Source organism: Emcibacter nanhaiensis, assembly GCF_006385175.1.
Classification (GTDB): domain Bacteria; phylum Pseudomonadota; class Alphaproteobacteria; order Sphingomonadales; family Emcibacteraceae; genus Emcibacter; species Emcibacter nanhaiensis.
Genome location: NZ_VFIY01000018.1, coordinates 108599 through 132822, shown reverse-complemented (window position 1 = coordinate 132822; position 24224 = coordinate 108599). Strand labels below are relative to the sequence as shown.

Below are 24224 nucleotides of genomic sequence, written 5' to 3'. Positions count from 1 at the left end.
TTTCCCTATATTTTTGTTTTACATTGTGGATCGGCGGGGGGCAGTTCTTCAGCTCTCCATCAGCTCCACTAATTCGTTCACATTGTTGAGGATCAGATCGGGCAGCTGGACTTTCTCCTGTGCGGCAAAATCCTCGGTGCTGTAAAGCCCGGTCGCCACGCTGACCGACAGGGCGCCATGTTCATTGGCCATCCTGACCTCGAGCTCCGGGTCATCGCCGACCACGACGATTTCTTCCGGATGAGCGCTATCCAGCCCCATACGGGCCATGGCCACATTGAGGGCTTCGGTGGACGGCTTGCCCAGCACCAGGGCGTCGGTGTCGGTCAGCGCCTTGAGCATGGCGTTGATGGCAAAGCTGGTGCCGATCGCCTTGCCGCCGGCGGCGGCGAAAAAGGGCACGTTGGAGGCAGTGGTCAGAAGCGCCCCGTCCCAGACCGCCTGGGCGGCCGCTTCCAGATCGGGGAAGGTGAATTCCCTGAACCAGCCGACAAATATTGCATCATAGCTGCCGCCGTTGCCGGGTGATTCAACAATGCTGAGACCGGCTTCCTGCAGCGGGCTCCAGACCGGTTCCTTGCCCAGTACCAGCACCCGGTCAACGCCTTTTTCTTTCAGATAGTGGGCGGCGCTGGTCGACGGGGTCATCATCTCGTCGTCCCGGACGTCAAGCCCGGCGTGGCGCAGGGAATTGGCATACCACAGCGGGGTGCGGGCGGTGCCATTGGTGAAAACTTGGTAGGGAATGCCACGTGATCGCAAATGGGCGAGCATTTCTGCCGCGCCGGGCAGGGCCTTGTGGTTTCCGCTTTCCTTGTCGCCAAGAACCAGGGTGCCGTCCATATCAAAGACGAACCCTTTGGCATTTTTCAACTTATTACGCAACATGTGCTCCTTTATGCAGCGCCAGGCGCAGGCCCGGCCGCTCGACAACAATGTCACTGGCTTCCGGTCGGGCCGCCAGCTCTTTCAACAGTTTCATGATGGGCGCCGCTTCCGGGGTATAGGTGGCGCGGCTGCGGCTGTTGGCCATCATGGCGTCCATCTGTTCATCCGGCATCACCGCCCGGAGCAGGAATTCCTCGTCATCCATGTCATGGCCGAATTTCTTCCTCAGGTCCTCATAGGCGGGGAAGGTGGGTTCGTTGGCGATTTCCTTGGCCCGCGGCCGATCCATGATGGCGGCTTCAATTTCCGGATCCACGGCCCGGGTCGGACGGCCGAACTTGCCCATGACATAGCGCAGCACCTGGTCGGAGACCTGGCCATAGCGTTTCTCGCCGATCACATTAAACAGCGCCTGGCTCATGACCATCTGCGGGAACGGTGTCACCATGATCGGCTGGCCGAGTTCATCGCGGACCCGCTGGGTTTCCTCGATGACTTCCTGGAACTTGTGCTCAAGCTTCAGTTCCTGCAGCTGGCGCAGGGTGGTGGTCATGACACCGCCGGCGATCTGGTGCCGGAGGAAGCTGGCGTCAAACGGCTGGGCGGTGCCGACCGGCCGTCCCTCGGCCTTGGCCATGCGGGCAAAATAGTCGCAGTATTTGCGGAGCGCCTTGTCATCGATATCGACCTCATGACCGGCTTCACGCAGGTTGGCCACCATCCGTTCCGCTTCCGGCAGGGAGGAGCCGTTGCCGAGCACGCCGGCGGCCACATGCACCGCCGAGATGAAGCCGAGGTCGGCGGCAGCCAGGCTGGTGATCGGGCCGTAGCCAATGGTGCAATGGGCGTGGATTTCCAGTTTCTTGTCGCCGATGGCGGCTTTCACCGCCGGGGCCAGGGTTTTGACCCGGTCCGGCGACATCAGTCCGGCCGGATCCTTGAGGTAAAACACGTCGATGTCCGGGCTCTGGGCCAGCTTGCGGGCGAAATCCGCATAGAATTCATCGGTATGGACGTCCGACAGGGTGAAGGTCAGGGCGCCCATGATTTCTGCGTCACCTTCCTGCTTGCAGATCCTGGCCGCATCGAGCACCGCATCCGGGTCATGCATCGGGTCCAGGATGATGAAGCGGCGAATGCCGGCCAGTTGCAGGCGGCGGTAAACCAGGCGCATGAATTCCGGGTCCGCCTGCTGCCAGGCGATAAAGCGCAGGCCGGTAGTGATGAACTGCAGCGGCGAATTGGGCATGGCAATCCGCGCCCGGCGGATCAGATCCCAGGGGTTATTCTGGTAATAGCGCACCGCAATGGCCATGAAGGTGGAGGAAATAAAATCGATGGTCTGGAAGCCGACCCGGTCCACGGTGCCGGCGATTTCCAGCATCTGGGCCGTATTCAGGCCGGTGGCACCCCAGATGCTCTGGTTGCCGTCGCGCATGGAGACATCAACAAGTTTGATTTCAGCCATTGTCCATCTCCTCGAAGAAACGTGTATCGATCCTGGCGTTCGCAAAGCGCTTGTCGGCCATGATCCGGGCATGCAGCGGGGCTGTGGTGTTGACCCCCTCGATGTTCAGGGCGGCCAGCGCCCTGGCGGTGCGGGCGATGGCTTCGTCGCGGTCGGCACCGTGCACGATCAGTTTGCCGATTAGGGAGTCATAGTTGGGCGGGACCACGCCGCCGGAGCGGATGTGGCTATCGACCCGGACTCCGGCACCGGCGGGCCAGGCTGCCCTGGTGACGATGCCGGGGGACGGCCGGAAGTCGGCGTCGGGGTCTTCGGCATTGATCCGCACCTCGATGGCATGGCCGTCAAATTCCACATTTTCCTGCAGCAACACCCAGGGCGCGCCGGCGGCGATCAGCAGCTGCTGCTCGATCAGGTCGAGGCCGGTGATTTCCTCGGTTACCGGATGCTCCACCTGGATGCGGGCGTTCATTTCCAGGAAATAGAAGTCATAGGTATCGGCATCGACCAGGAATTCCACCGTGCCGGCGCCGAGATAGCCCAGATATTCACTGATCCGCACTGCGGCATTCTCGATGGCCGCCCGCTTGTCGTCAGGAATATTGGGGGCCGGGGCTTCCTCCACCAGTTTCTGGAACCGGCGCTGGATCGAGCAGTCGCGGGTGCCGAGATGAACCGCCTTTTCGCCGCCGCCGAGGATTTGCACCTCCACATGGCGGCCGCGGCCGATATAGCGCTCCACATAGATGCGCCGGTCGCCGAAGGCGGCTTCGGCCTCGGCCATGGCGAGATCGATCTGGCCGGAAAGCTGGGCCGGGTCATCGACCCGCTTCATGCCGCGTCCGCCGCCGCCGGACACTGCCTTGATCAGTAGCGGATAACCGGTGGTTTCCGCCACCACGGCGGCCTCTTCCGCCGTGTCTGCTTCGCCGCCGGGCACCACCGGCAGTCCGGCATCAATGGCCACATGGCGGGCCTTGAGCTTGTCACCCATGGCGTCGAGATGTTCGGGCAGGGGGCCGACAAATTTCATGCCGTTTTCGATAACCTTGCGGGCGAAGGTTGAGTTTTCGGATAAAAAGCCATAGCCCGGATGCACCGCGTCGGCGCCGCTCTCCTTCGCCGCGGCCACCACCTTGTCCACATTGAGATAGGACTGGGGCGAGGGAGCGGGGCCAAGCAGCACCACATTGTCCGCTTCCTGGGCCGGCAGGGAGGTGAGATCGGCTTCGGACACGCCGAGCACGGTCTCGAGCCCCAACCGCTGTGCGGTGCGGATCACCCGAAGGGCGATTTCCCCCCGGTTGGCAATGAAGAGTTTTTGGATGCTCATGCGGTTTTGACCTTCATCAGCACCGTATCGGCGTCGACCGGTTGAGCATTTTCCACAAGGATTTCCACGATCTCGCCGCTGACCCCGGCATGAACCGGATTCATCAGTTTCATGGTCTCCAGGATCGCGGTCACGGTGTCTGCCTCGACTTTGCTGCCGACCTCGACAAAGGGGGCGGCGCCGGGCTGCGGGGCGCGATAGAAGGTGCCGGGCAGCGGCGCCCTGATCAGGGCGATGCCTTCTTCTTCCTCCACTTCGACGGTGGCTTCCAGCACCTGTTCGGCAACCACGGGATCATTCTTGCCGCTCCATTCCTGGGTCCAGCCTTCGCCGGACCGCGACACCCTCAGTCGAAAGCGGCCGGTTTCGATATCCAGCTCTTCGAAGTGGGATTTTTCCAGGATGGTGATGATTTCCTCAACATCCTCATCACTGAGGGGAAAGTCCTTGCTCATTTGCTGTTCCTCATCATTTCCCGGGCCGCGGCGATGATCTCATCGCTAAAGGCTACGTCATTGATATGGGCGTCCACCGCTTCCATGGTTACATTGTCGGTGATGACCGTTTTCAGATAGTCGGCGAAGGGCGGGGGCAGGCTGGGGTCATAAAGATGGCCTTCGGGACTGTCATGGCTGGACAGGCCGTGCAGCGGCACGAACAGGCGCACCGGTCCTTTGGCTTCCGCCATCATGGCGGCGAGATGGTCACCGATTTTCTTGAGATCCTCCAGGGTGGTCCGCACTGCGGTCATGGCCGCATTATGGATATGATAGGCCTTTTTGCCGGGATATTTTGCTTTGGCCTCATCAATGGGGCCGCCGATGATAAAGTCGGCGTTGCCCGGTACGACGATGGTCGGGATGCCCCGGGCCAGGCCGGCCTTGCCCCGCTCAGGCCCGGCATTAGCCAGGCCGTCGAACAGATAATCCACCATTTCGGTGACGGACATGTCGAGCACCAGCGCCACATCCCGTTCGGCGGCAATGGAATCCAGGGTCGGTCCGCCGGCGCCGGAGGAGTGGAAAATCATCACTTCACAGCCGTCTTCCACCAGGGCGTCGCGGATGCGCTTGGCGGCCGGTTCGGTGGTGCCGAGGGTGGTGATCAGCACCAGCGGCTTGTCGCTGCCCGTTGTCGGCGTGTAGCCCTTGGCCATGGCGGAGATGCCGAGGGCGGCGTTGCGGTAAACCTCGCTGTTGATGCTGTTGAGGCCGGAAATGTCAGTGACCGAATACATCATGACAATGTCTTTGACCCCCACATAGGGGGCGGTAAACCCGGAGGCAATGGTCGACACCATCACTTTCGGCAGGCCGTAGGGGAAGCTGCGCATGATTTTGGTGGACAGGCTGGTGCCCATGGAGCCGCCGATCGACAAGATGCCGGACAGGGGCGCCTGTTCGTCCGCCGCATGGGCCATTTTCAGCGATCCCTCGATCATCACGTCCTGGATCTTGCCCTCATGGCCGATGGCCCGTACCTGTTCTATGGTGGTGCCCGCCGCTGCGGCAATCTGCTCCGGCGAGATTTCCGCCCCGCCGAGGGTTTTCCGCACGCTGGGGTCAAGATGCACTACCTCGCAGCCGGCCTCTTCCAGGATCTCCCGGGCAAACCGGGCTTCCTGCTGCTTGGTGTCCTGGGGAATAATAAGTAATACACGAGGCTTGCTCATGTTGGTCTCCCGATTAAATTGTCTCCCTATTTATGTTTGTAAGGCTAACTGATTTTGCCCGGCGCCTGCAAGCTTGCCCGGCACGATTCAGGCTGCTATATTTCACCAGGTGAAACTTTAACCTGGTCTATTTTTCGGGTGGGATATGCTGAAACAGAAAGTCAAAACCGTACGGGCGCTGGAGCGCGGCCTCGATGTACTGATGGAAGTGCAGAGCAGCAGCGGCACCAGCCTCAATGAACTGCACCAGAAGCTGGGCCTGCCCAAGCCGACCCTGCTGCGCATGCTGGTGACCCTGTCGAAAAGCGGCCTGGTGTGGCAGCGCATTGCCGATGGCACCTATCATGCCAGCGCCGTCAGCCTGGCCCGGCCCAAAGCCGACCTGACCAGTGAGATTGCCGAGATTGCCTCGCCCTTTATGGAAGAGCTGGGGCATCAGGTGCACCTGCCGTCGGCCATCGCCGTGCCCCGCTTTGATCATATGACCATTGTCGAAACCAACAGCCCGCTGGTCCAGCTGCAGGCCGCCATGCTCGGCCCGGTTGGGACCAAACTCAGCTATATCCATACCGCCACCGGCCGCGCCTATCTCGCCCATTGCGACGGGGATGAGCGGGATACCCTGATTGAGAGGCTGCGTCCGGCCAACGCCGGCGGGGAAGAGGAACAGGCGCTGCGGCACATTCTTGATGAGGTAAGCTCGCGCGGCTATTCCCTGCGCGATCCGGCCCACAGCTGGTTCGACCGTAACAAGCAGACGGTGCTGCGCGACGGCCGCCGCTCCATGGCGGTGGCGGTGCGCCTGCACGGCAAGCCGGTGGCTTCGCTCAACATCACCTGCCCGACCCGTGACGGCGAGGGTGATGAGGCGGTGCTGTGCCATCTTGACCTCCTGCGCCGCACCGCCGCCGGCATTGGCCGGGCGCTGGAGCGGCTTCATGCCTAGAGCTGCTATAGCGGGAGGTTAGTCGCTGTCAGCTGCCTGGTTTGCAAGCTGCATTGACTGCATCGCCAGCAGATTGTCCAGCGCCTGCTTGCCGAAGCGGGCCTGTTCCATGCGTTCCAGTTCCTCTTTGGTGTCATCGCCAACCTGGAGCTTGTCCTCGATCAGGTCTTTGATTTCCTGCTCGATTGCTTTTTGCTTTTCGGGCGGCAGGGCCGCCAGGGACTCTTCGGTCAGGCCGTTGTCCTTAAGATACTGGGCCCGGAGCCTTTCCGCCGGTGTCATCCTGGCCCATTTCAGGAATTGCTCGACCATGGGCTCAAAGGAAGCTTTCTTTTCTTTGGTCTCTACAACAAAACTGTTGCCGTTACGGCCCGTGCTTTCGGCAGGACTTGCGCCCAAGGCTGATGACGTGGCATCTATCATTATACATCCCTCTATTGTGTTATATGTGATTGTTTTGCAAGCAAGAATTGTGCCAGAGAAATCGTGCCGGAAAGCCTCGATTTTCCTTGATTTGGCGCCTGCAGCTTTTGCCGCCGGCATATATATCCGGCAGGATTTTCCGACCAGGACAGCCGGTGTCGGGGCAAAATCACTGGCCCTCAGGGACTGGACAAGCTAGGCTCTGGACAATGAAGAACAGGGATTTTGACAAACTTCTGGCCGAGGTGCGGGCCTGCACCCTGTGCGCTGACAAGCTGCCGCTGGGGCCGCGGCCGGTGTTCCAGATGGCGCCGGGATCGCGGATCCTGGTGGCCGGGCAGGCGCCGGGCAAAAAGGTGCATGAGACCGGGATTCCCTTCAATGACCCGAGCGGCGACCGGCTGCGCGACTGGATGGGGGTGAGCCGGGAGCAGTTTTACGATCCGGAGCTGATGGCGATCCTGCCCATGGGCTTCTGCTATCCCGGCACCGGGACCGGCGGTGACCTGCCGCCGCGCCCGGAATGCGCCGCGACCTGGCGGGAGAGGTTGCTGGCGCAGCTCCCCGACATCCGCCTGACCCTGGTGATCGGCCAGTATGCCCATGCCTGGCACCTCAGGGGCCGGCAGGGCAAGACCCTGACCGAGACCGTGCGCAACTGGCGGGAATTTATGGGCGAGGGGATTATTCCCCTGCCGCACCCGAGCCCGCGCAATATCCGCTGGCTCAAGCAGAACCCCTGGTTCGAAGAGGAGGTGCTACCGGCGGTGAAGGATAAAGTGCATGAGGCAATGGGGTAAGGAATGACGATAATGACCGACAAAAATTTGACGGAAACCCTGGTGGCGCTGGAGCACCGCTTGCTTGAGGCGGGCGCGACGGCCTGTGCGGCCACCTTCGCGGAGCTGCTGCATGACGACTTTGTCGAAATCGGCAAATCGGGACGGCGGTTCGTCAAAAGTGATTTCCCGGAGGCGCTCTCAGGGCCGGCACCAGCGGTTAGCTTGAGCGACCCGGAGCTCAGGCCGGTCACAGACACCCTGGCCCTGCTGCTGTACACCACCACGGTGACAGGGCGTGACGGTCATATCGCCAGCCAGGCGCGGAGGAGTTCCCTATGGCAACTGACTGACGGCCGCTGGCAGATGATCTTCCACCAGGGCACGCCGGCCGGAATTACGTAAAAAAGGCCTTTAGCCAACATTCTGAATGATATCTTCTTCCACAAGCAAAGTAGCCAGATCCGACGTGTAAACATTATAGGTCACCCCGTCGATGATCTGGTCAGCTTCCTGGACCCAGCCTTCGCCAGTGGCATTGACAACATCATCTGCGCCGCCGGTAACGATCAACTGATCAGAGGTCGACGAAAGATCCAGCAGATCCTGAGCCGTTAGGGTCAGGCTGTTGGCGCCGTCTATACCAAGGGAGATATTTTCGATTCCTGAAATCAGGTCGCCGGTTTCTGAACTAAGGTCCAGATTCAGGCCGGTTCCAACCAAGGCAAGGAAGTCATTGCCTCCGCCGGCGGAAATTAGAGTGAAATCCAGGTTGGTTACATTGATGCTGTCGTCGCCATCCCCTGTTTCGAAACTATCCGCGCCTTCGCCTCCGAAAAGCACATTATTGCCGAAACTGTCCGTCAATCTGTCGTTGCCGTCTCCGCCATAGAGGGTATCGTTACCAAGAGAGCCTTCCAAATGGTCATCTCCCTGTTGCCCATAGAGAACATCATTACCTTCGGAGCCTATTAGATAGTTATCATCTGCACTGCCAAAGATGACATCGTCAAATTGAGTACCGGATACGTTTTCGATCCCCGTGTAGGTGTCACCTTCCGCATTTCCTCCTGAACCGACGCCTGTCCCCAGATTTACTGTTACGCCTTCGGTGTTGTAATTTACATAGAGGGCCGTATCAGTTCCGTCACCGCCATCCAGGTGGTCTGCTCCGGCCATGCCCTCGAGATAGTCATCGCCTTCGGCTCCCAGCAACGTGTCATCCCCGTCGTGTCCGAAGAGGCGGTTGTCTTTCAAATCTCCCGTCAGGGTGTCATCGAATTCGCTCCCCCAAAGATTTTCAATGGAAATCAGGATATCGCCCTCAGCATGGCCGCCACTTGCGGTTCCCGCGCCCAGGTCAATAAATACGGCAGCATCGGAAAACTGATAACGGGCATTATCTACACCAAGTCCACCGTCTAGAGTATCTGCACCAAGGCCGCTGTCGAAATAATCGTCGCCCTCCAGGCCCTGAAGGATATTGTCGCCATCATTGCCTTTGAGTACGTCTCCATAGGCGCTGCCAATCAGGTTCTCAATGGAGGTCAGGCTGTCTCCCTCTGCATCCCCCTGCAATCCCAGGCTGCCATCCAGGCTGGCAATAACTGCTGCCGTAGAGGACCGGTAGCTGACGGTATCCGACCCTTCTCCGCCATCAATGGTATCGGCCCCGGCGCCCCCTGATATAAGGTCGTCTCCGCCGCCGCTGGAAATCGTGTCGTCTCCGGCTTCGCCGATCAGGTAATCACTTGCGCTGCTGCCAATCGCCGTATCATTCCCGGCGCCAAGATAGACCAGTCCCGAAATACTGCCGTCGGTGTTTGTCAGGCTATCGTCACCGCTACCGAAATAAATATTTCCATTGATGGAACCGGTATTGATCAGCGTGTTGTCCAGGGAAGATAGCAGGTAGATTTCACCAGATATTGCCCCGCTATTATTGAGGGCCGTCAGATTGGTGGCATAAACAGCGATATCGGCAGTGATGGTGCCACTATTTTCCACTGTTGCAACAGTGTTGAAAAGATCCAGGCCAAATGAAATACCCTGTTCGTCCTCAGCGCTGGCGCTGATCAGTCCAGAGTTTACAATATTTGCTACTCCGCCGGATACAGCGACTCCTTCTGCCAGCTCATTGCCCCTTGCGATAATATATCCTGAATTGTTGAGGGTAAGACCGGAAGTATAAAAGAGGCCGATAGCGCCTTTTCCTTCGGCAAGGATGGTCCCGCTATTGGTGGCAGATCCGATTACGGCGCCAAAAGCATATGTCTCGGTGTCTCCTCCAGAGGAATAAAAATCAAATGGCACGGAAGTCTGAATCAGTCCATGGTTGATCAGTGTTCCTTCACCAAAAGTGTGTATCGCGGCGGCATCATCGGTTCCACCCTCGATTTCGATTATGCCATAGTTAGTGACCGTTCCGACATCATCAAAGTAAAGGGGGTTAATATAACCTGTATCGCCGAGTCCTGTAATCTGACCATAATTGGTAAAGTCACTACTTGGTGAATTACTGTAGAAATAGAGATCTTCAGCATCACTGTAATAGGACTCATTGGCGGCAATTGTAAAGCCAGGCTGGAATGTTCCGGCTTCAGTGATGATATAGGCATTGTCGAGGTCGCTCAATCTGACGGTAACATCAAATGTTTCTCCAAAATTTATTCCGTCGTTAGAAAGGGAAATGGAGAGTGTCGGTAAAGATGTCCCGCCGGAATGCGAGAACTCCACTACACCGGAAGATACCTGACTATAGGTGAATTCTGTGGCAGGTGAACCATTGACCAGGATTTCGCCATGCGAAATCTCGTCAACCCGAATAACAATGGGAGAAAGTGAACTGTCCGGGTCTTCTATATGGAGCTGGTCTCCGTCAGTTGAAAGAACAACGTCGTTGGACATGACAATGCCATCAATTGATAACGTGCCACTTTCGTTGACGGAAACGTTTACTGTTGCTCCATAGGCGGTGGGAACGTCGTCGACAGGATTGACATTGACTTTCACAGTGCCGCTGTCACTGTTTCCATTCTCATCCTCTACTGTATAGTTGAAGGAAAGCAGCCCGGAGTAATCCTGTGCCGGTTTGATGATAACAACACCAAGTTCTTCATCGATTATAAAAACGGCTTGTCCAGCAGAATCCTCGCTCAAGGAAAAATCAACGAAGCTTACGGCGTCGCCATTCAAGGTGAAATCGTTTGACAGCAAGTCGTCCTGGATATTCAGAACCAGAAGCGTGTCTTCCTGGACAGCGAAACTGTCAACACTTGCAAATACTTCACCGATTGAGAGATTGATATTTTCAAGCGCGTTAAGGACCTCGACAGAGCCGCCGGCGTCAATCACGCCATCGCCTGAAATATCCGTTAGTCCTAACGCCGTCACAGCGGCCGGATCGTCAATGCTCAGGGTCACGACATCATCCAGGTCCAAAGTGTCGATTTTGGGGAATATCGCCAAAAGGTCTGACAGGTTGATATTCAATGGAACATCACCACTGATGCTGAGTGTCAAATTGTCCCCGGCCTGGGAGACAATAGAGGCGATGCCGGCAAGATCGTTCAGATCATCAATCACCAGCGTCAGGTTGCCATCAATATTGATGGCACCGATGTCGCTTACGCTGATCGTACTGAGATCAAGGCTGGCGCTCTGACCGTCCGGCACCACAATGTTGATGATCGAATTGCCGTCGCCGTCGATGCTGGTGAACCGGGCGATCTGTTCCTGGGTCAGGGTCACATCGGAATTGACGATCAGCTGGGTGAGGTTGGTCAGCGTCACCCCGGTCAGGTCGACGGTGCCATAGATATAGAGGGTATTGTTGCCGGCGCCGCCGTCGAGGCTTTCCCCGGCCTGTGCCTCGCTGGTGGTCCGGTCGTTCAGGTCGGCCAGGGTAATCAGTCCGGACAGGTCGACGCCGGAGCCGGCCGGGTTGGTGATATCGGCGGAGGTATATTCCCCTGCCGCGGTGGTGCCGATCACCACAATCACGTCGTCGCCTGCACCGGCAACGATGGTGTCCGCACCGTCACCGCCGCGGATCATATCATCGCCGCTGCCGGTGGTGATGCTGTCGTCGCCGCCGCGGCCAATGACGGTGAGGTCGGCGGTCGAGCCGCTTTCATCCAGGGTCCGGTCATTATCGTCAATGGCGGTAAAGACATTGGTCGGGTTTTCGGTGAAGTCCGGGTCCGGGGTCGTCGGGGTCGTCGGCGAGGTGGGTGAGGCCGTGCTGCCGCCGCCGCCACCGCAGCCCGCCAGCGGCAGCAGGCTGAGGCTCATCAGGCCAAAGCGAAGTCCTTTGCGGCCGGAGGATTTTTCCGGGGTTGTTCTGGGTGTGGAAATATTTTCGATATCAATTTTATCGTTTTTAGACGCTGGAACAGCGCCGGAAGGCCGGTACGTCATACTATCCCCCAAGAGATTATTATCATTAATAAAGTGTTAATTTTAGCATCATACCCCCTGTTACTCAAGCCCCGATGGAGCCGGCGTGGGTCTGATGCAGGCGCATGGAAATCGGCGGCCGGTTGTGGCACAATGGCGAAGATTTCCATTCATGATCTATGAGAGGACGGCATGGCTGAAGACTATCGCGAGGAAACCCGGAAAATTCTCGAGGAGGCGCTGGATGACGAATATAAGGCCAGGGCCACCTATGCCAAGGTAATCGAGAAGTTCGGACCGGTCCGGCCCTTCATCAATATCGTCGAGGCGGAAAACAGGCATGCCGGGGCCCTGCTCAGGCAGTTTGAGCGCCTCGGCCTCATCCCGCCGGAAGACCAGTGGGCCGGAAATGTCGAGGCGCCGGAGACCCTGGTCGAGGCCTGCAAGGGCGGCATCGAGGCGGAGATCGAGAATGCGGAAATGTATGACCGCCTTCTGGCTGCCGTCAATGACCCGATGGTCAGGAATGTATTGCTGCGCCTGCAGGAGGCCTCGCAAAACAACCATCTGTCCGCCTTCCGGCGCTGTCTGACACGACTGTCGTCGTCACAGGAGGGATAGAAAGCTCTTCCCTAATCTTCGTCGCTGTTCATGATCATGTTGGCGATGCCGATCAAGGGAGCCTTGAGGATGACCTGGAGTTCCTTCGGTGCCTCGATGTCCCTGAGCGCCTCGTCCATGCAATACAGCCACTGGTCGCGGGCCTTGGGGCCGATCTTGAAGGGGGCGTGGGCCCCGGTCAGGCACATGCCGCCTTTCTTCTCAATCCAGATGCGGGGGCCGCCAAGCCAGGTGGTGAGGTAGTCGCCCAGCAGTTCCTCGATGTCTGACAGGTCCTCGCCATGCAGGGCGCGCAGCTCCCGGGTCTGGTCGGAGGTGTCCATGATCCGGTAGAAGGCCTTGCACAGCCGGCGCACACCCTCATCGCCGCCAAGCATGTCATAGGGGGTTTTGGCGGGGGGTTTGGCGGGGGTTCGCGCGTTGCTGTTGTTGTCTTTGGTTGCGGGGTTCGTCATCCTGTAAGTCTGCCTTTTTCTGTTATGGCTCCCAACCTAGTTGATTATGCAGCTATATTGCATTGATCTGGATCAGGGCAGGGGGCAGACGATGGGGAGGAGCAGGAAATGATCAGGGTCCGCCCGGGCCCCCGATATGCTGTGCGGCAACGAACCGGGCCGGGCCGTCAGGGCGGCGGGTTAGTCTCCGATCTCGGCCTGCCCGCGCAGGATCTCCGCCAGCCGCCCGGATTCCCGCAGGGCGATGAGCCCGGCGTCCAGTTCCTCAGCCAGCATCCCGGCTTCCGGATGCTTGCGACTGAAGGCCACATAGATGTCGCTATGCTCCCCGTCAAAGGCGCGCCTGATTTCCTGTTGTGCCTGGGTTTTTGCCAGCACGACTTCAGCAATGGCGTCAAACATAATGACGGCATCCAGCCGGCCCCGTTGCAGCATGTGTACAAGATTTTCCTGGCTGTTGACCCGAACGGTGCGGACCTTGTCATTCTGGAGAATAAAGGGGCCATATTCATAGCCCAGCATCAGGCCTATGCGCTCGTTGTTGACCAGTTCGCGGAAGTTCCCGGCCTTGAGTGGCTGGCCCACATGATAGTAGTAGCCGGTGGTGGCGCGAAAAAGGCGCTGCTTTCCGAAATGGTAGACTTTTTCAGTCGAGGGCTCTTTTGTGACGTTGAACAGGCCGACGATTTCCCCCTGCTCTGTCATGCGCAGGAGGCGGGCGTATGGCGCCACCTGGAAAAGCACCTTGATGCCGCGCAGGCCGAAGGCCTCCCGGACAATGCTGTTGGACAGGCCAGTGCCGTCCGCATTGGAAAAGGGAGGCCAGCTGTCCTCTGCGCCCAGCACGATGGTACGAACCACAGCCGGCTTTTGACTGGAAACGGTCTTGTCGTCAGCCTGCGCCAATGCGCCGACTGGCATCAGCATAAAGGCGATCATCCAAAATCGCATCCTCAACCGCATTCACCTGTTCCCCTGCACTACAAAACGGAACTTTCAGGAGACTTGCGGGCCGTCAGGCAGCCAGCCGTCTCCCTATAAGTGGTGCCATACCGGATATGAAAATGCAAGAATGGAGAGAGGTGACCGGATATCTGGCTTATTCAAAAGATGGCGCAACCGAGAGGATACGAACCTCTGGCCTCTGCCTTCGGACGGGTGTTTACGCCATAAATGCGCTGGTTCATTTCCCCCATTTATCCACGAGATGTTTGTCTTCGGGCCAGAAACCGTCATCAGGTTCAGGGGGCAGTCCCCTGCTTTGTGACAAATTTGGCGAAGGGATCGAGGGAGGGATCTTCCTGCCATTGATATTCCACTCCGCTGGCAATCCCTCGTGCGCGGTCCACGCCATAAAGCCGGGCAATCAGGGCCAGCGCCATGTCCGTCCCCGCCGAAACACCTGAGGAGGTGATCATCTTGCCGCTTTCAACCCAGCGGGCTTCAACCACCCAGTCCACGCTTACGTCCTGATCCGTTGCCAGTGAGAAAAAACGTTTATTGGTGGTTGCCCTGTGGCCTTTCAGGATACCTGCCCGGGCGAGGAGCGCGGCGCCGGTACAGACGGATGACGTGATTTCTGTCTGTTCATTCCGGGTCCGCAGGAAGTCCATAAGCGCCGCATTTTCAAGCTGGCTGAATGTGCCGAAGCCGCCCGGCACCATGATGATGTCGAGGTCGGGCGCAGTAGTGAAGGAATAGTCCGCGATTGTCGTGGTACCCTGGCCGGATTTCACCGGCCCGGCTTGCTCGGCGATCAGGACCACGTTGAATTCCTTCACATAGCTCCACATCTCGAGGGGGCCATAGACATCCAGAACCTCGAAACCGGGGTAGAGGATGATGCCGACGGTTTTGCGCCCGTCCTGCGGAACGGTGGTTTTGCCCGCCAGCTCGGCAACCTGTGCGGCGGAGGGTTTTGTTTCCGGGTCAAGCGCCGCCCTGACATACGCCTCTCGTCCGGAGGTGATAAAGGCGCTATATTCCATGCGGTTGGTCACGCCGTCCCCGTCGGCATCTCCCTCGGGCCCGAACCAGGGACCAAGCCTTCGGGCAAGGGTATAGTCGCCGGCCAGCGGGGATCCAAATCTGCTCATCATGGCGTTGATCGCGGCAAAGGAACCGTCATTGCCGATCATGACATAACCAGCCACCATTTCTGCCGCGGCCGGGTATTTGGCGGTCAAGAGCTGCACATCCCGGCTGGCGGACGACAGCGCCTGCCTGTAGGCATCGAGGACAGTCTTGTGATCGGCGCCACCCGTTGCCGACCTGTCGTAGCCTTTGTCGTTGAGAACCGTCGCGATCAAAGCCATCTCGGCAGAATCCAGCAGGCCGTTTTTCTGCAAACCGGCGTCCAGATTGCCGTCCGTGGTTGCAAGGTTCATTCCAGCGGCCTCTAGCGCGGGATCAAAATCAATGGCCTTGAATTCGCCCGTGCTGCCGGCAGACGCTGGAAGTATAATCGCCATGGCGAGGAGGCCGAAGCAGGCGGACAAAGCTGGTCCGGACCGGCGTTTTGGGGTGATCTGAAAAAGACGGTTCATGTCTGTGCCTCCTTGTTGCCGGTATACAACTGCAGCGAAGATGGTGTCAAAGGAAACTGGCTACAAGGTGACACTCTCCGACCCGGCGGGGGGGGGGATGGCCGATTTTTCGGGAAATTTCAAAAGATATTCAACTTATTGAAAAGATTGGCGCACCCGACAGGATTCGAACCTGTGACCTCTGCCTTCGGAGGGCAGCGCTCTATCCAGCTGAGCTACGGGTGCTTCGCCATATCGGACCGGCAGGGGAGCGCCGGAATGGGCCGGAGACTAGTTGAAAATTTCCCCGAGCGCAACGCCTAAATGCGCATAATCTCGCTCAACGTAAAAACGGCCCCGTCAAAGGGGCCGTTTCGAATGCCTGTTCTGCCTGTCCTATTCCCGGTTGCCCATGAAGCGCAGCAGGAACATGAACAGGTTGATGAAATCCAGATAGAGGGTCAGGGCGCCCATGATGGCCTTTTTGCGGGCCAGTTCCGGATGATCGTCTTCCAGATACATCAGCTTGATCTTCTGGGTGTCATAGGCGGTCAGGCCGGCAAAGATCAGTACCCCGGCTACCGAGATCACGAACTGCATCATGGTGGACTGCAGGAACATATTGACCAGCATGGCGATGATCAGGCCGAACAGGCCCATGACCAGGAAGGACCCGAAGGCACTGAGGCTCTTTTTGGTGGTATAGCCATAGAGGCTCAGACCGCCAAAGGCCGCGGCAGTGACAAAGAAGGTGCGGGCGATGCTGGTGCCGGAATAGACCAGGAAAATATTGGACAGCGACAGCCCGAAGACGGCGGCAAAGGCCCAGAAGACCAGCTGTGCCGTAGAGGACTGCATGCGGTTGATGCCGAAGCTCAGCACCAGGACAAAGGCCAGCGGCGAGAACATGGCGATATAGCCGAGGCCGGTGACGCCGACAAGCATGCGGCTGCCGTCCGGTGCCATGGCGGTCTGGTAGAAAAGATCCTGCAGTGCCGGTACCTGGAACACGCCGAGGGCCACAAACCCGGTCAGTGCCAGGGCAATGGTCATGTAATTGTAGACAGTCAGCATATAGCTGCGCAGGCCGGCGTCGATCTCTGCCGCTGTCCGGACGCCTGTCGGAGAATATTGGGTATTGCGATCTACCATTGATATTTTGTCCCTTTGTTAAAAGTCATATCCCTGATTCATACTCGATACGGGCCATATATTGTCACAGCGGGCGCAAAATTCAAGGGAAACCGGCGCTGGATTGTCCGATTTCCAGTCCACTGTTCCGGGGCAGGATCCATTACTTAAAGTCGTGATTTTCCTGCAGATATTTCAGAAAACCTTCCGCGCCGCGGTTGATGATGTCAAAAACCCGCTCGAACCCTTCCGCGCCGCCGTAATAAGGGTCGTCCACCTCGGTGATGCCGGGACAATTTTCGGCAAAATCCATAAACAGCCGCACCTTGTGGTGGTGGGCCGGGTCGCCCATACGCTGCAGGTTCTTGAGGTTCTCCCGGTCCATGGCCAGCAGATAGTCAAAATCGGCGAAATCCTGCCGGGTCACCTGCCGGGCGCGAAGCTCGCTGATGTCGATGCCATATTTCAGTGCGGTCTGCTGCGCCCGGGGATCGGGGCTTTCCCCGGTGTGATAGCCGGTGGTGCCGGCGGAATCGATAAACAGGTGATGCAGAAGCCCGTCCCGGATTCCGGCGGCGTTGGCCTGGTGGCGGAAGACGCCTTCGGCCATGGGCGAGCGACAGATATTTCCCATGCACACAAACAATACTCTCAGCATGTCGCAGAAATTTCCTCAAATGATACAATTAGTTTCACATTGTTATATATGATGGGTAGTCACACAACGCAAGAAATCGAGGCGATATGACCCATTTTGAACGGATTATCATTCTGACAGGGGCCGGAGTTTCAGCGGAGTCCGGCCTGGATACTTTTCGTGACAAAGGCGGGATCTGGGAAAAATATGACCTGACCCAGGTTGCCACGCCCGAAGCCTTTGCCCGGGATCCGGATATGGTGCATGAGTTTTATAATCTCCGGCGCTCCGCAGTGAAAAGCGTTAATCCCAATGCGGCTCATCTGGCCCTGGCCCGGCTCGAACGGGACTATCCCGGGGAGGTGTTGCTGGTGACCCAGAATGTGGACGACCTGCATGAAAAGGCGGGGTCACGCCACCTTTGTCACATGCATGGCGAACTGGGCAAGGTCCGCTGTACCTCTTGTCGCGAAGTGATGGACTGGTGGGACGATCTGACCACAGAAGCGATCTGTCCGCTCTGTGGCAAGAGCGGCCGCTTGCGTCCCCATATCGTCTGGTTTGGTGAAATGCCGTTTGATCTTAACAAAATCGGTCAATTCATTGAAACAGCAGATCTTTTTATCTCGATCGGCACCTCGGGGACGGTTTATCCCGCGGCCGGGTTCGTCCAGGCGGCGATGGATGCCGGCGCCCATACGGTCGAATTGAACCGGGAGCCCTCCGACGGCTTCAGCCTGTTTGACGAAACCCACTATGGCCCTGCGACGGAAGTTGTGCCACAGTATGTGGAAAAACTACTGTCGGAGGCGCATCATGAAACTGGATGACAATGAAATAAGCGCAGCCCTGGGGGAACTTCCCGGCTGGGACAAAGTTGAAGATCGGGAAGCCATCTACCGGATCTTTAAATTCGAGGATTTCGCCGAAGCCTTCGGTTTTATGAGCAGGGTGGCGATCCATGCAGAAAAAATGGATCATCATCCGGAGTGGGCCAATGTGTATAACCGGGTTGAAATTATTCTGACGACCCATGATGCCGGCGGCGTGACCCTGAAGGACGTACAACTGGCCCGCTTTATCAACCACGCGGCCGCCTGAGTTTTCTGCGTAACATAAGTTTTTCCAAAAAGTGCGTAAATTGGCCTGGATCAATTACGGACGACGGTGAATGCCGCATGATGAAAATAACAAAGCCTGAAATAAAGAAGGAAGAGGAATTATGACGGAAACCACAAAAGCACTGCACAAAGTTCTTGTTGTTATTGACCCGGCCGAGGAGGTGCAATATGCCCTGCGCCGTGTCGAGCTCATGAACGACATTGTCGAAGGCGGTGTCGATATCCACCTGTTTATTTCCGTTGAAATGGACAAGCTGGGCCGCCACGAACATGAATTCCACTGCGACAACGACTGGTTTGCCAACCTTGTGAAGCCACTGCACAAACATGGCATAAATTATACCGCCGAAGTCTACTGGACCGAAGATTGGCAGAAATCCGTTCTGGGAGCGGTGGAGCGCCATGGGATCGATGCGATTGTCATGTCCGATTATACGACGGAAGAACATCAAAACGATATGTCGGCCGCCCGCTGGGCGTTGCTCAGGGTGGCGCCCTGTCCGGTAATGATCGTTCACCCGACCTCCCAACTGCGTCGCAAAACCATTCTGGGCGCCGTCAATATGCAGACGGACAACCCCAAATATGTGGAGCTGAACGAGAATATCCTCAAGGTGAGCAAGGTCATGGCCCAGGCCTATGGCGCGGAAAAACATACCGTAAATGCCTTTGAGGACACCATGGACTATCCTGACCGGGGCGCGATGTTGCGTGAAACCGACACCAAGCAGGAAAATATGCATATCCAGGTGGGCGATCCGGCAACAATCATCTCCACGGTGGCCGATGATATCGACGCCGATATTGTGGTGATCGGGACGCTGTCCCGCAAAGGCCTGCGCGCGGCGATGCGTGGCAATACCAGCGAAAAAATTATCAAGCGCCTGAACCGGGATGTGATGGTCATCAACTGCGCGGCTGAAGCTCCGCAGACCTGATAAACAGTCACCAAAACAATAAGGAGCCCCGTGGGGCTCCTTTTCTTTACGTTACTTTTCTTAGAAGTTAACGCGCCGTTTATTTCGGGGCCATGCGCAGGGCGCCGTCCAGGCGGATGGTTTCGCCGTTCAGCATCTGGTTTTCCACAATATGTTTGGCCAGGGCGGCATATTCCTCCGGTTTCCCGAGGCGGCTGGGGTAGGGCACGCTGGCGCCCAGGCTGTCCTGAACTTCCTGGGGCAGGCCGAGCAGCATCGGCGTGCCGAAAATGCCCGGGGCGATGGTGCAGATGCGGATGCCCAGCTTGCTGAGGTCGCGGGCGATCGGCAGGGTCATGCCGGCAATGGCCGCCTTGGAAGAGGCATAGGCGACCTGGCCGATCTGGCCGTCAAAAGCGGCAATCGAGGCGGTGTTGACGATTACGCCGCGTTCAGAACCTTCCAGAGGCTCCTGGGCGGCCATGCGGGCCGCGGCCAGACGCACGGTGTTGAAGGTGCCGAACAGGTTCACTTCCAGGACCTTCTTGTAGAGGTCAAAGTCATGGGGGGCATTTTCCTTGCCCACGGTTTTCTGGGCCGGGGCGATGCCGGCGCAGTTTACCAGAATGCGGGGCGCAGCGCCGAGTTTCTCCTCAACGCCGTCCAGAGCAGTTGTGACGCTGTCTTCGGAGGTGACGTTTACCTCGAAAAATGCGCCGCCGATGTCGCCGGCAACTTTTTCACCGCCTTCCTTGTTGAGATCGAAAATGGCCACTTTGGCGCCCGCGGCAGCCAGTGCCCGCGCCGTGGCGTCGCCCAGACCGGAAGCTGCGCCGGTGACGACGGCGACTTTGCCTTGAATATCCATGGTATCCCTCTTTGCTGATGTTACTGTCGGGTAACATATAGCGGATGTGCCGGGGAATGTCGAGCTGATATTTTAGGCCGTTTCCGCCTGTGTTTTTTTCTTCAGTCTGGCTTCGCGCCACGCGATAAACATGGTTGCCCCGACAATGATGAAGGCGCCGATCCAGGTATAGGTGTCGGGGAGTTCTGCAAAGACGAAATAGCCGATCAGGGCGATGAAAATAATCTTGATATAGTCGAACGGGGCGACCACGGTGGCTTCGCCCTTGTCATAGGCGCGGATGATAAAATACTGGGTGCCGGTGGACAGAATGCCAATGCCCAGGACCCAGAAGATATCCAGCCAGCCCGGCGTGACCCAGTTGTACAGGGCCATGGGCGTACACATGGCGGTGACCGTCAGGTTGCTGTAGACCATCATCAGACTGGGTTTGTCAAAGCGGGTCAGTTTCTTGGTGACAATGGAATTGAAGCTGGACGCCAGGGTGCCGACCAGCAGGAAGGTCATGGCCCAGTGGATGTCGCTACCCGGACGCAGGATGATCACCACCCCGATAAAGCCGACAATCGTTGCCAGGGTGCGAGGCAGGCGCACCGCTTCGCCAAGGAAGATGGCGGCAAGCACGACAAGGAACAGCGGCCGGGTAAACTGGATCGAGGTGACGGTGACCAGCGGCAGGTACATGATGGCGGAAAAGTTTGCCAATACGATAATGCACATCAGGACGCTGCGGGCGGCGATCAGTTTGGGTTGCTTGACCTTGAAGTTGTCGAAACTGAAATGCCGGGACAGGGTGATGGCGATAAAGACGATCACCAGGGAGCGCAGCATGACCACCTCGAACAGGCCGAGATTGAGGCCGGCATTACGGATGAAAATGCTGTTGAAGGACATGCACAGGCCGCCGGCGATCATGAACAGGATGCCGTGCAGATTGTTTGTCGGCCGCGGGGGAATGACCGTCACAGAGCATCCCCTCCGGGTTTAACCGTTGCTTCAGCAGTTGGTGGAACCTGGCCTTTCTCCCGTTTGGCATTGAGCCGTTCCCGATGGGCGGCATAGAGCACGCTGGCCATGATGATGACAGCACCCACATAGGTATTGAGTTCCGGCTGTTCGGCGAAAAAGAAATAGCCGATCAGGGCGGAAAAGATCAGCCGGGTGAAGTCCAGCGGCATCAGGGCGCTGGCTTCGGCCTCGGAAATAGCCTTGCTGAGGCTTAACTGGGTGACGGCCGCGAGAACGCCAAGCGCCAACACCAGCAGCAGGTTGTCCCAACTGGGCCAGCTCCAGACCGGCAGCGCGAAAATCAAACTTGCGGGCAGGGTGCAAACCAGGGAATAAAAAGTGATGACCTGGGGTTTTTCCGTGCGCGCGAGGACGCGGACCAGAACGATGGTAAAGGCAATGGCAACGGCGGCGGACAGGGCGGCGATGACCCCCAGGTTGATAGGCTGATAGCCGGGCTGCAGCAGGACCAGCATGCCGATGAAGCCGAAAATCACTGCCAGTATCCGGGGCAGACGGATTTTTTCCTTCAGGAAGATGACGGCAGTGATGGTGGTGAAGATCGGCGCGGCGAAGCTGTAGGAGACGGCTTCGGCCAGCGGAATAGCGCTGAACGCATAGAAATTGGCGATCAGGGTAAAGCTGGAGATGGCGCCGCGCAAAAAATGCAGACCGAACCGTTTGGTCTTCAGGTTCCGGAGGCTGCCGCTGGTCCACAGGATCGGCAACAGGATGACAAGGGCAATAGAGGTGCGCCAGAACACCAGCATGAAGGGATGAATATCCGTGGACAGTTCCCGCACCACACCCCCGACGAGGGAAAAGCTAAAGGCTCCGATAAGCATATAGGCGGAACCGAGCATAACATTGTTTTTCTGTTGGGGCACAGCACTCATGAATAGATCCGGGTAACGGGAAAACGGGGTGGCACGGCAACAAGTTAGATGTTCTATTGTAACTTGTCAAAAGCAATGAAGGCGGGAAATCGGACTTCCTCGCCTGTCGACTTTCCCGATAAGCCGCCTATGCCGTAGGGGCGGGAGCAGGCTTCTCTTTTTTTCGCCTGGCTTCAAGTCGTTCCCGGTGGGCGGCATAGAGCACACTGGCCATAATAATAACAGCGCCGACATAGGTGTTGAGCTGCGGCTGTTCATCGAAAAAGAAATAACCGATCAGGGCGGAAAACACCAGCCGGGTATAATCCAGCGGCATCATGGCGCTGGCTTCGGCCTCGGCAATGGCCTTGCTGAAGCACAACTGGATGATGGCGGCCAGAACTCCCATCACGAGCACCAGCAGCAGGTTGTCCCGGCTCGGCCAGCTCCAGACCGGCAGGGCGAAAACCAGGTTGGCGGGCAGGGTAAGCACCAGGGCGTAGAAGGTGATGACCTGCGGTTTTTCCGTCCGGGCGAGAACGCGAACCAGGGTGACGCTGATGGAAATGGCGACAGCGCAGGACAGGGCAGCGATGACCCCCAGGCTCAGGGGCTGGACGCCGGGTTGGAGCAGAACCAGCATGCCGATGAAGCCGAAAATGATCGCCATGATTCGGGGCAGGCGGATTTTTTCCCCCAGGAAAATGGCGGCGCAGATGGTGGTGAAAATCGGGGCGGCAAAGCTGTAGGAGACGGTGTCCGCCAGCGGAATGGTGCTCAGGGCGTAAAAATTGGCGAGCAGCATAAAGCCGAAAAAGGCGCCGTTAAGGAATTGCAGGCCGAGCCGTTTGCTTTTCAGGTCCCGGAGGCTGCCGCTGCCCCACAGGATCGGAACCAGGATCACCAGGGCGAGGGCGGTGCGCCAGAAGACGATCACGAACGGATGCATATCGGCGGACAATTCCCGCACCAATCCCCCCAGGATGGCAAAGCTGACCGAGGCGGTCAGCATATAGGCGGCGCCAATCATGAAGTTGTTTTTTTGTGGCAGCACGGTCGTCATGGCAGGATCCGGGTCGTGGGAAAACAGGGTGGCATGGCAATAAGTTAGTTCCGGTGACGGGACTTGTCAAAAGCTATGATGTGGAGACTTCCGGCTTTTTTCCCTTGCGGTTTTCCCGGTAGGCCACATAGACCGAACTGCTCAGGATCATGGCCGCCCCGATCCAGGTGAAGATATCGAACGGGTCGCCGAACAGGGTGATTCCGATCAGAGAGGCAAAGATCAGGCGGGTGAAATCCACCGGCATGACCGCCGTCATCTCCGCCAGGGAAAAGGCCCGGGCCATGCAGATATGGGCGGTCACGGAACAGACGCCGAGCACCAGGATCAGCGGCCATTGCAGCGCGGTCGGCCATTGCCAGAAGAACAGGGCGACCACCAGGCTGATCGGGGTGCCAAGGGCAAAGCCGTAGAAGGTCACCACCGACGGCGGGTCCTCGCCGGTCAGTTTTTTCACACAGGTCATGGTGGCGGCGAAGCACAGCGCGCTGACCAGGGCGCCGATGACCCCGGGGCCAAGTTCCTGGAAGCCGGGCCGGAGCAGCACCAGCATGCCGGCAAAGGCGCAGAGGACGGCCAGCAGCCGGGCGAGCCGGAACTTCTCGCCGAGGAACAGGGCAGCGAGGAGGGTGGCGAAGATCGGCGCCAGGTAGCTGTAGGCGACGGCATCGGCCAGCGGAATGTGGCTCACTGCATAAAAGGCGCCGAACACCGAGGTGATGTTGAAAATGGCGCGGAAAAAATAGAGCGGGCGCGGAATTATTTTGAGTTTGGAGGTGTCTATTCGCCTCAGCGCCGGCAGGATGAACAGGAACCCGAGCACGGTGCGGAAAAACACCAGCTGGAACGGATGCAGCTCTTCCGACAGATGGCGCACGATGGCCCACAGCAGGGCATAACACAGGGAATAGCCCGCCATATAGGCCATGGCCAGTCCAAGTCTGTTTGCGGTCAGGTTGCCTGCGGACACGAAAGGATTCCATCTCGGCGGACCGCCGAACAGCGGCCCTATTGCTTTGCCTTTTGTTCACTATGGGGTAATTGCTGCGCTGCGCCAAGGGGAAATATGCCGTCGGCGCTTCATTTTAAAGTTTTT

At 58.0% G+C, this 24224-nt stretch carries 24 protein-coding genes and 1 tRNA gene; 7 read left to right on the top strand and 18 right to left on the bottom strand.

Annotated features, from left to right (window positions below):
• Window positions 1–48: 48 nt before the first annotated feature.
• From FIV46_RS14700 to FIV46_RS14680, 5 genes are read right to left on the bottom strand one after another with little or no spacing between them, the layout of a single operon-like run.
• Complete coding sequence (locus FIV46_RS14700; protein WP_181163256.1) at window positions 49–885, bottom strand: HAD-IIA family hydrolase; 837 nt, start codon at window positions 883–885, stop codon at window positions 49–51.
• Complete coding sequence (locus FIV46_RS14695) at window positions 878–2356, bottom strand: biotin carboxyl carrier protein (protein ID WP_139941686.1); 1479 nt, start codon at window positions 2354–2356, stop codon at window positions 878–880. Before FIV46_RS14695 ends, FIV46_RS14700 begins: the two co-directional genes overlap by 8 nt.
• Window positions 2349–3689, bottom strand: a complete 1341-nt coding sequence (locus tag FIV46_RS14690; protein WP_139941685.1) for an acetyl-CoA carboxylase biotin carboxylase subunit — start codon at window positions 3687–3689, stop codon at window positions 2349–2351. The genes FIV46_RS14695 and FIV46_RS14690 overlap by 8 nt, the downstream gene beginning before the upstream one ends.
• Window positions 3686–4144, bottom strand: coding sequence for an acetyl-CoA carboxylase biotin carboxyl carrier protein (locus FIV46_RS14685; protein WP_139941684.1), 459 nt, complete (start codon window positions 4142–4144; stop codon window positions 3686–3688). The genes FIV46_RS14690 and FIV46_RS14685 overlap by 4 nt, the downstream gene beginning before the upstream one ends.
• Window positions 4141–5361: a Tm-1-like ATP-binding domain-containing protein gene (locus tag FIV46_RS14680; RefSeq protein ID WP_139941683.1), complete on the bottom strand. Its 1221-nt coding sequence runs from the start codon at window positions 5359–5361 to the stop codon at window positions 4141–4143. The genes FIV46_RS14685 and FIV46_RS14680 overlap by 4 nt, the downstream gene beginning before the upstream one ends.
• Before the next feature lie 145 nt (window positions 5362–5506).
• Here FIV46_RS14680 and FIV46_RS14675 point away from each other — a divergent pair, with 145 nt between their 5' ends.
• Entirely contained in the window at window positions 5507–6307 is an 801-nt protein-coding gene (locus FIV46_RS14675) for a helix-turn-helix domain-containing protein (RefSeq protein WP_139941682.1), read from the top strand.
• Between the two features lie 18 nt (window positions 6308–6325).
• Here FIV46_RS14675 and FIV46_RS14670 read toward each other — a convergent pair whose 3' ends face one another.
• On the bottom strand, window positions 6326–6730 hold the full coding sequence (locus FIV46_RS14670) for a hypothetical protein (protein WP_139941681.1): 405 nt from the start codon (window positions 6728–6730) through the stop codon (window positions 6326–6328).
• A gap of 209 nt (window positions 6731–6939) precedes the next feature.
• Here FIV46_RS14670 and FIV46_RS14665 point away from each other — a divergent pair, with 209 nt between their 5' ends.
• Window positions 6940–7530, top strand: coding sequence for a uracil-DNA glycosylase family protein (locus FIV46_RS14665; RefSeq protein ID WP_139941680.1), 591 nt, complete (start codon window positions 6940–6942; stop codon window positions 7528–7530).
• A gap of 12 nt (window positions 7531–7542) precedes the next feature.
• Entirely contained in the window at window positions 7543–7914 is a 372-nt protein-coding gene (locus tag FIV46_RS14660) for a nuclear transport factor 2 family protein (RefSeq protein ID WP_181163255.1), read from the top strand.
• A 9-nt stretch (window positions 7915–7923) separates the two neighbouring features.
• Here the strand turns inward: FIV46_RS14660 and FIV46_RS14655 are convergent, their stop codons facing one another.
• Window positions 7924–11928: a beta strand repeat-containing protein gene (locus FIV46_RS14655; protein WP_139941678.1), complete on the bottom strand. Its 4005-nt coding sequence runs from the start codon at window positions 11926–11928 to the stop codon at window positions 7924–7926.
• A 171-nt stretch (window positions 11929–12099) separates the two neighbouring features.
• Between FIV46_RS14655 and FIV46_RS14650 the strand changes: the two genes are divergently transcribed.
• A complete protein-coding gene (locus FIV46_RS14650) occupies window positions 12100–12528 on the top strand; it encodes a ferritin-like domain-containing protein (RefSeq protein WP_139941677.1) in 429 nt (142 codons plus the stop codon).
• 11 nt (window positions 12529–12539) lie between these two features.
• On the opposite strand, the gene FIV46_RS14645 is transcribed toward FIV46_RS14650, so the two are convergent.
• From FIV46_RS14645 to FIV46_RS14620, 6 genes are all read right to left on the bottom strand, one after another.
• Entirely contained in the window at window positions 12540–12983 is a 444-nt protein-coding gene (locus FIV46_RS14645; RefSeq protein ID WP_139941676.1) for a group II truncated hemoglobin, read from the bottom strand.
• Between the two features lie 180 nt (window positions 12984–13163).
• The gene (locus FIV46_RS14640) at window positions 13164–13922 is read right to left on the bottom strand and encodes a substrate-binding periplasmic protein (RefSeq protein ID WP_181163254.1); all 759 of its coding nucleotides are present in this window, start codon (window positions 13920–13922) and stop codon (window positions 13164–13166) included.
• A gap of 302 nt (window positions 13923–14224) precedes the next feature.
• Entirely contained in the window at window positions 14225–15529 is a 1305-nt protein-coding gene (locus FIV46_RS18225; protein ID WP_219846143.1) for a DJ-1/PfpI family protein, read from the bottom strand.
• A gap of 148 nt (window positions 15530–15677) precedes the next feature.
• Window positions 15678–15754: transfer RNA gene (locus tag FIV46_RS14630), tRNA-Arg, on the bottom strand.
• 150 nt (window positions 15755–15904) lie between these two features.
• Complete coding sequence (locus FIV46_RS14625; RefSeq protein ID WP_139941674.1) at window positions 15905–16660, bottom strand: Bax inhibitor-1/YccA family protein; 756 nt, start codon at window positions 16658–16660, stop codon at window positions 15905–15907.
• 142 nt (window positions 16661–16802) lie between these two features.
• Entirely contained in the window at window positions 16803–17297 is a 495-nt protein-coding gene (locus FIV46_RS14620) for a low molecular weight protein-tyrosine-phosphatase (RefSeq protein ID WP_139941673.1), read from the bottom strand.
• Between the two features lie 86 nt (window positions 17298–17383).
• On the opposite strand from FIV46_RS14620, the gene FIV46_RS14615 reads away from it, so the two are divergent.
• The 3 genes from FIV46_RS14615 (at window position 17384) to FIV46_RS14605 (ending at window position 19335) form a co-directional block, all read left to right on the top strand.
• Entirely contained in the window at window positions 17384–18106 is a 723-nt protein-coding gene (locus FIV46_RS14615; protein ID WP_139941672.1) for an NAD-dependent deacylase, read from the top strand.
• Complete coding sequence (locus tag FIV46_RS14610; RefSeq protein ID WP_181163300.1) at window positions 18090–18377, top strand: 4a-hydroxytetrahydrobiopterin dehydratase; 288 nt, start codon at window positions 18090–18092, stop codon at window positions 18375–18377. The genes FIV46_RS14615 and FIV46_RS14610 overlap by 17 nt, the downstream gene beginning before the upstream one ends.
• Window positions 18378–18498: 121 nt before the next feature.
• Window positions 18499–19335 carry a universal stress protein gene (locus FIV46_RS14605; protein ID WP_139941670.1) on the top strand — a complete coding sequence of 279 codons (837 nt, stop codon included), beginning with the start codon at window positions 18499–18501 and terminating at the stop codon, window positions 19333–19335.
• A 79-nt stretch (window positions 19336–19414) separates the two neighbouring features.
• On the opposite strand, the gene FIV46_RS14600 is transcribed toward FIV46_RS14605, so the two are convergent.
• From FIV46_RS14600 to FIV46_RS14580, 5 genes are all read right to left on the bottom strand, one after another.
• Window positions 19415–20182, bottom strand: coding sequence for a 3-hydroxyacyl-CoA dehydrogenase (locus FIV46_RS14600; protein ID WP_139941669.1), 768 nt, complete (start codon window positions 20180–20182; stop codon window positions 19415–19417).
• A 72-nt stretch (window positions 20183–20254) separates the two neighbouring features.
• Window positions 20255–21148, bottom strand: coding sequence for a DMT family transporter (locus FIV46_RS14595; RefSeq protein WP_139941668.1), 894 nt, complete (start codon window positions 21146–21148; stop codon window positions 20255–20257).
• Complete coding sequence (locus tag FIV46_RS14590; RefSeq protein ID WP_139941667.1) at window positions 21145–22086, bottom strand: DMT family transporter; 942 nt, start codon at window positions 22084–22086, stop codon at window positions 21145–21147. Before FIV46_RS14590 ends, FIV46_RS14595 begins: the two co-directional genes overlap by 4 nt.
• A gap of 127 nt (window positions 22087–22213) precedes the next feature.
• Complete coding sequence (locus FIV46_RS14585; RefSeq protein ID WP_139941666.1) at window positions 22214–23128, bottom strand: DMT family transporter; 915 nt, start codon at window positions 23126–23128, stop codon at window positions 22214–22216.
• 73 nt (window positions 23129–23201) lie between these two features.
• Window positions 23202–24098 (bottom strand): DMT family transporter, encoded by an 897-nt coding sequence (locus FIV46_RS14580; protein ID WP_139941665.1) that lies wholly within the window; start codon window positions 24096–24098, stop codon window positions 23202–23204.
• Window positions 24099–24224 lie beyond the last annotated feature (126 nt).

Coding starts and splice junctions, on each gene's coding strand:
- FIV46_RS14695 (WP_139941686.1), bottom strand. CDS start 2,356: ATGGCTGAAATCAAACTTGTTGATGTCTCCATGCGCGACGGCAACCAG.
- FIV46_RS14690 (WP_139941685.1), bottom strand. CDS start 3,689: ATGAGCATCCAAAAACTCTTCATTGCCAACCGGGGGGAAATCGCCCTT.
- FIV46_RS14685 (WP_139941684.1), bottom strand. CDS start 4,144: ATGAGCAAGGACTTTCCCCTCAGTGATGAGGATGTTGAGGAAATCATC.
- FIV46_RS14680 (WP_139941683.1), bottom strand. CDS start 5,361: ATGAGCAAGCCTCGTGTATTACTTATTATTCCCCAGGACACCAAGCAG.
- FIV46_RS14675 (WP_139941682.1), top strand. CDS start 5,507: ATGCTGAAACAGAAAGTCAAAACCGTACGGGCGCTGGAGCGCGGCCTC.
- FIV46_RS14670 (WP_139941681.1), bottom strand. CDS start 6,730: ATGATAGATGCCACGTCATCAGCCTTGGGCGCAAGTCCTGCCGAAAGC.
- FIV46_RS14665 (WP_139941680.1), top strand. CDS start 6,940: ATGAAGAACAGGGATTTTGACAAACTTCTGGCCGAGGTGCGGGCCTGC.
- FIV46_RS14660 (WP_181163255.1), top strand. CDS start 7,543: ATGACCGACAAAAATTTGACGGAAACCCTGGTGGCGCTGGAGCACCGC.
- FIV46_RS14655 (WP_139941678.1), bottom strand. CDS start 11,928: ATGACGTACCGGCCTTCCGGCGCTGTTCCAGCGTCTAAAAACGATAAA.
- FIV46_RS14650 (WP_139941677.1), top strand. CDS start 12,100: ATGGCTGAAGACTATCGCGAGGAAACCCGGAAAATTCTCGAGGAGGCG.
- FIV46_RS14645 (WP_139941676.1), bottom strand. CDS start 12,983: ATGACGAACCCCGCAACCAAAGACAACAACAGCAACGCGCGAACCCCC.
- FIV46_RS14640 (WP_181163254.1), bottom strand. CDS start 13,922: ATGATCGCCTTTATGCTGATGCCAGTCGGCGCATTGGCGCAGGCTGAC.
- FIV46_RS18225 (WP_219846143.1), bottom strand. CDS start 15,529: ATGAACCGTCTTTTTCAGATCACCCCAAAACGCCGGTCCGGACCAGCT.
- FIV46_RS14625 (WP_139941674.1), bottom strand. CDS start 16,660: ATGGTAGATCGCAATACCCAATATTCTCCGACAGGCGTCCGGACAGCG.
- FIV46_RS14620 (WP_139941673.1), bottom strand. CDS start 17,297: ATGCTGAGAGTATTGTTTGTGTGCATGGGAAATATCTGTCGCTCGCCC.
- FIV46_RS14615 (WP_139941672.1), top strand. CDS start 17,384: ATGACCCATTTTGAACGGATTATCATTCTGACAGGGGCCGGAGTTTCA.
- FIV46_RS14605 (WP_139941670.1), top strand. CDS start 18,499: ATGACGGAAACCACAAAAGCACTGCACAAAGTTCTTGTTGTTATTGAC.
- FIV46_RS14600 (WP_139941669.1), bottom strand. CDS start 20,182: ATGGATATTCAAGGCAAAGTCGCCGTCGTCACCGGCGCAGCTTCCGGT.
- FIV46_RS14590 (WP_139941667.1), bottom strand. CDS start 22,086: ATGAGTGCTGTGCCCCAACAGAAAAACAATGTTATGCTCGGTTCCGCC.
- FIV46_RS14585 (WP_139941666.1), bottom strand. CDS start 23,128: ATGACGACCGTGCTGCCACAAAAAAACAACTTCATGATTGGCGCCGCC.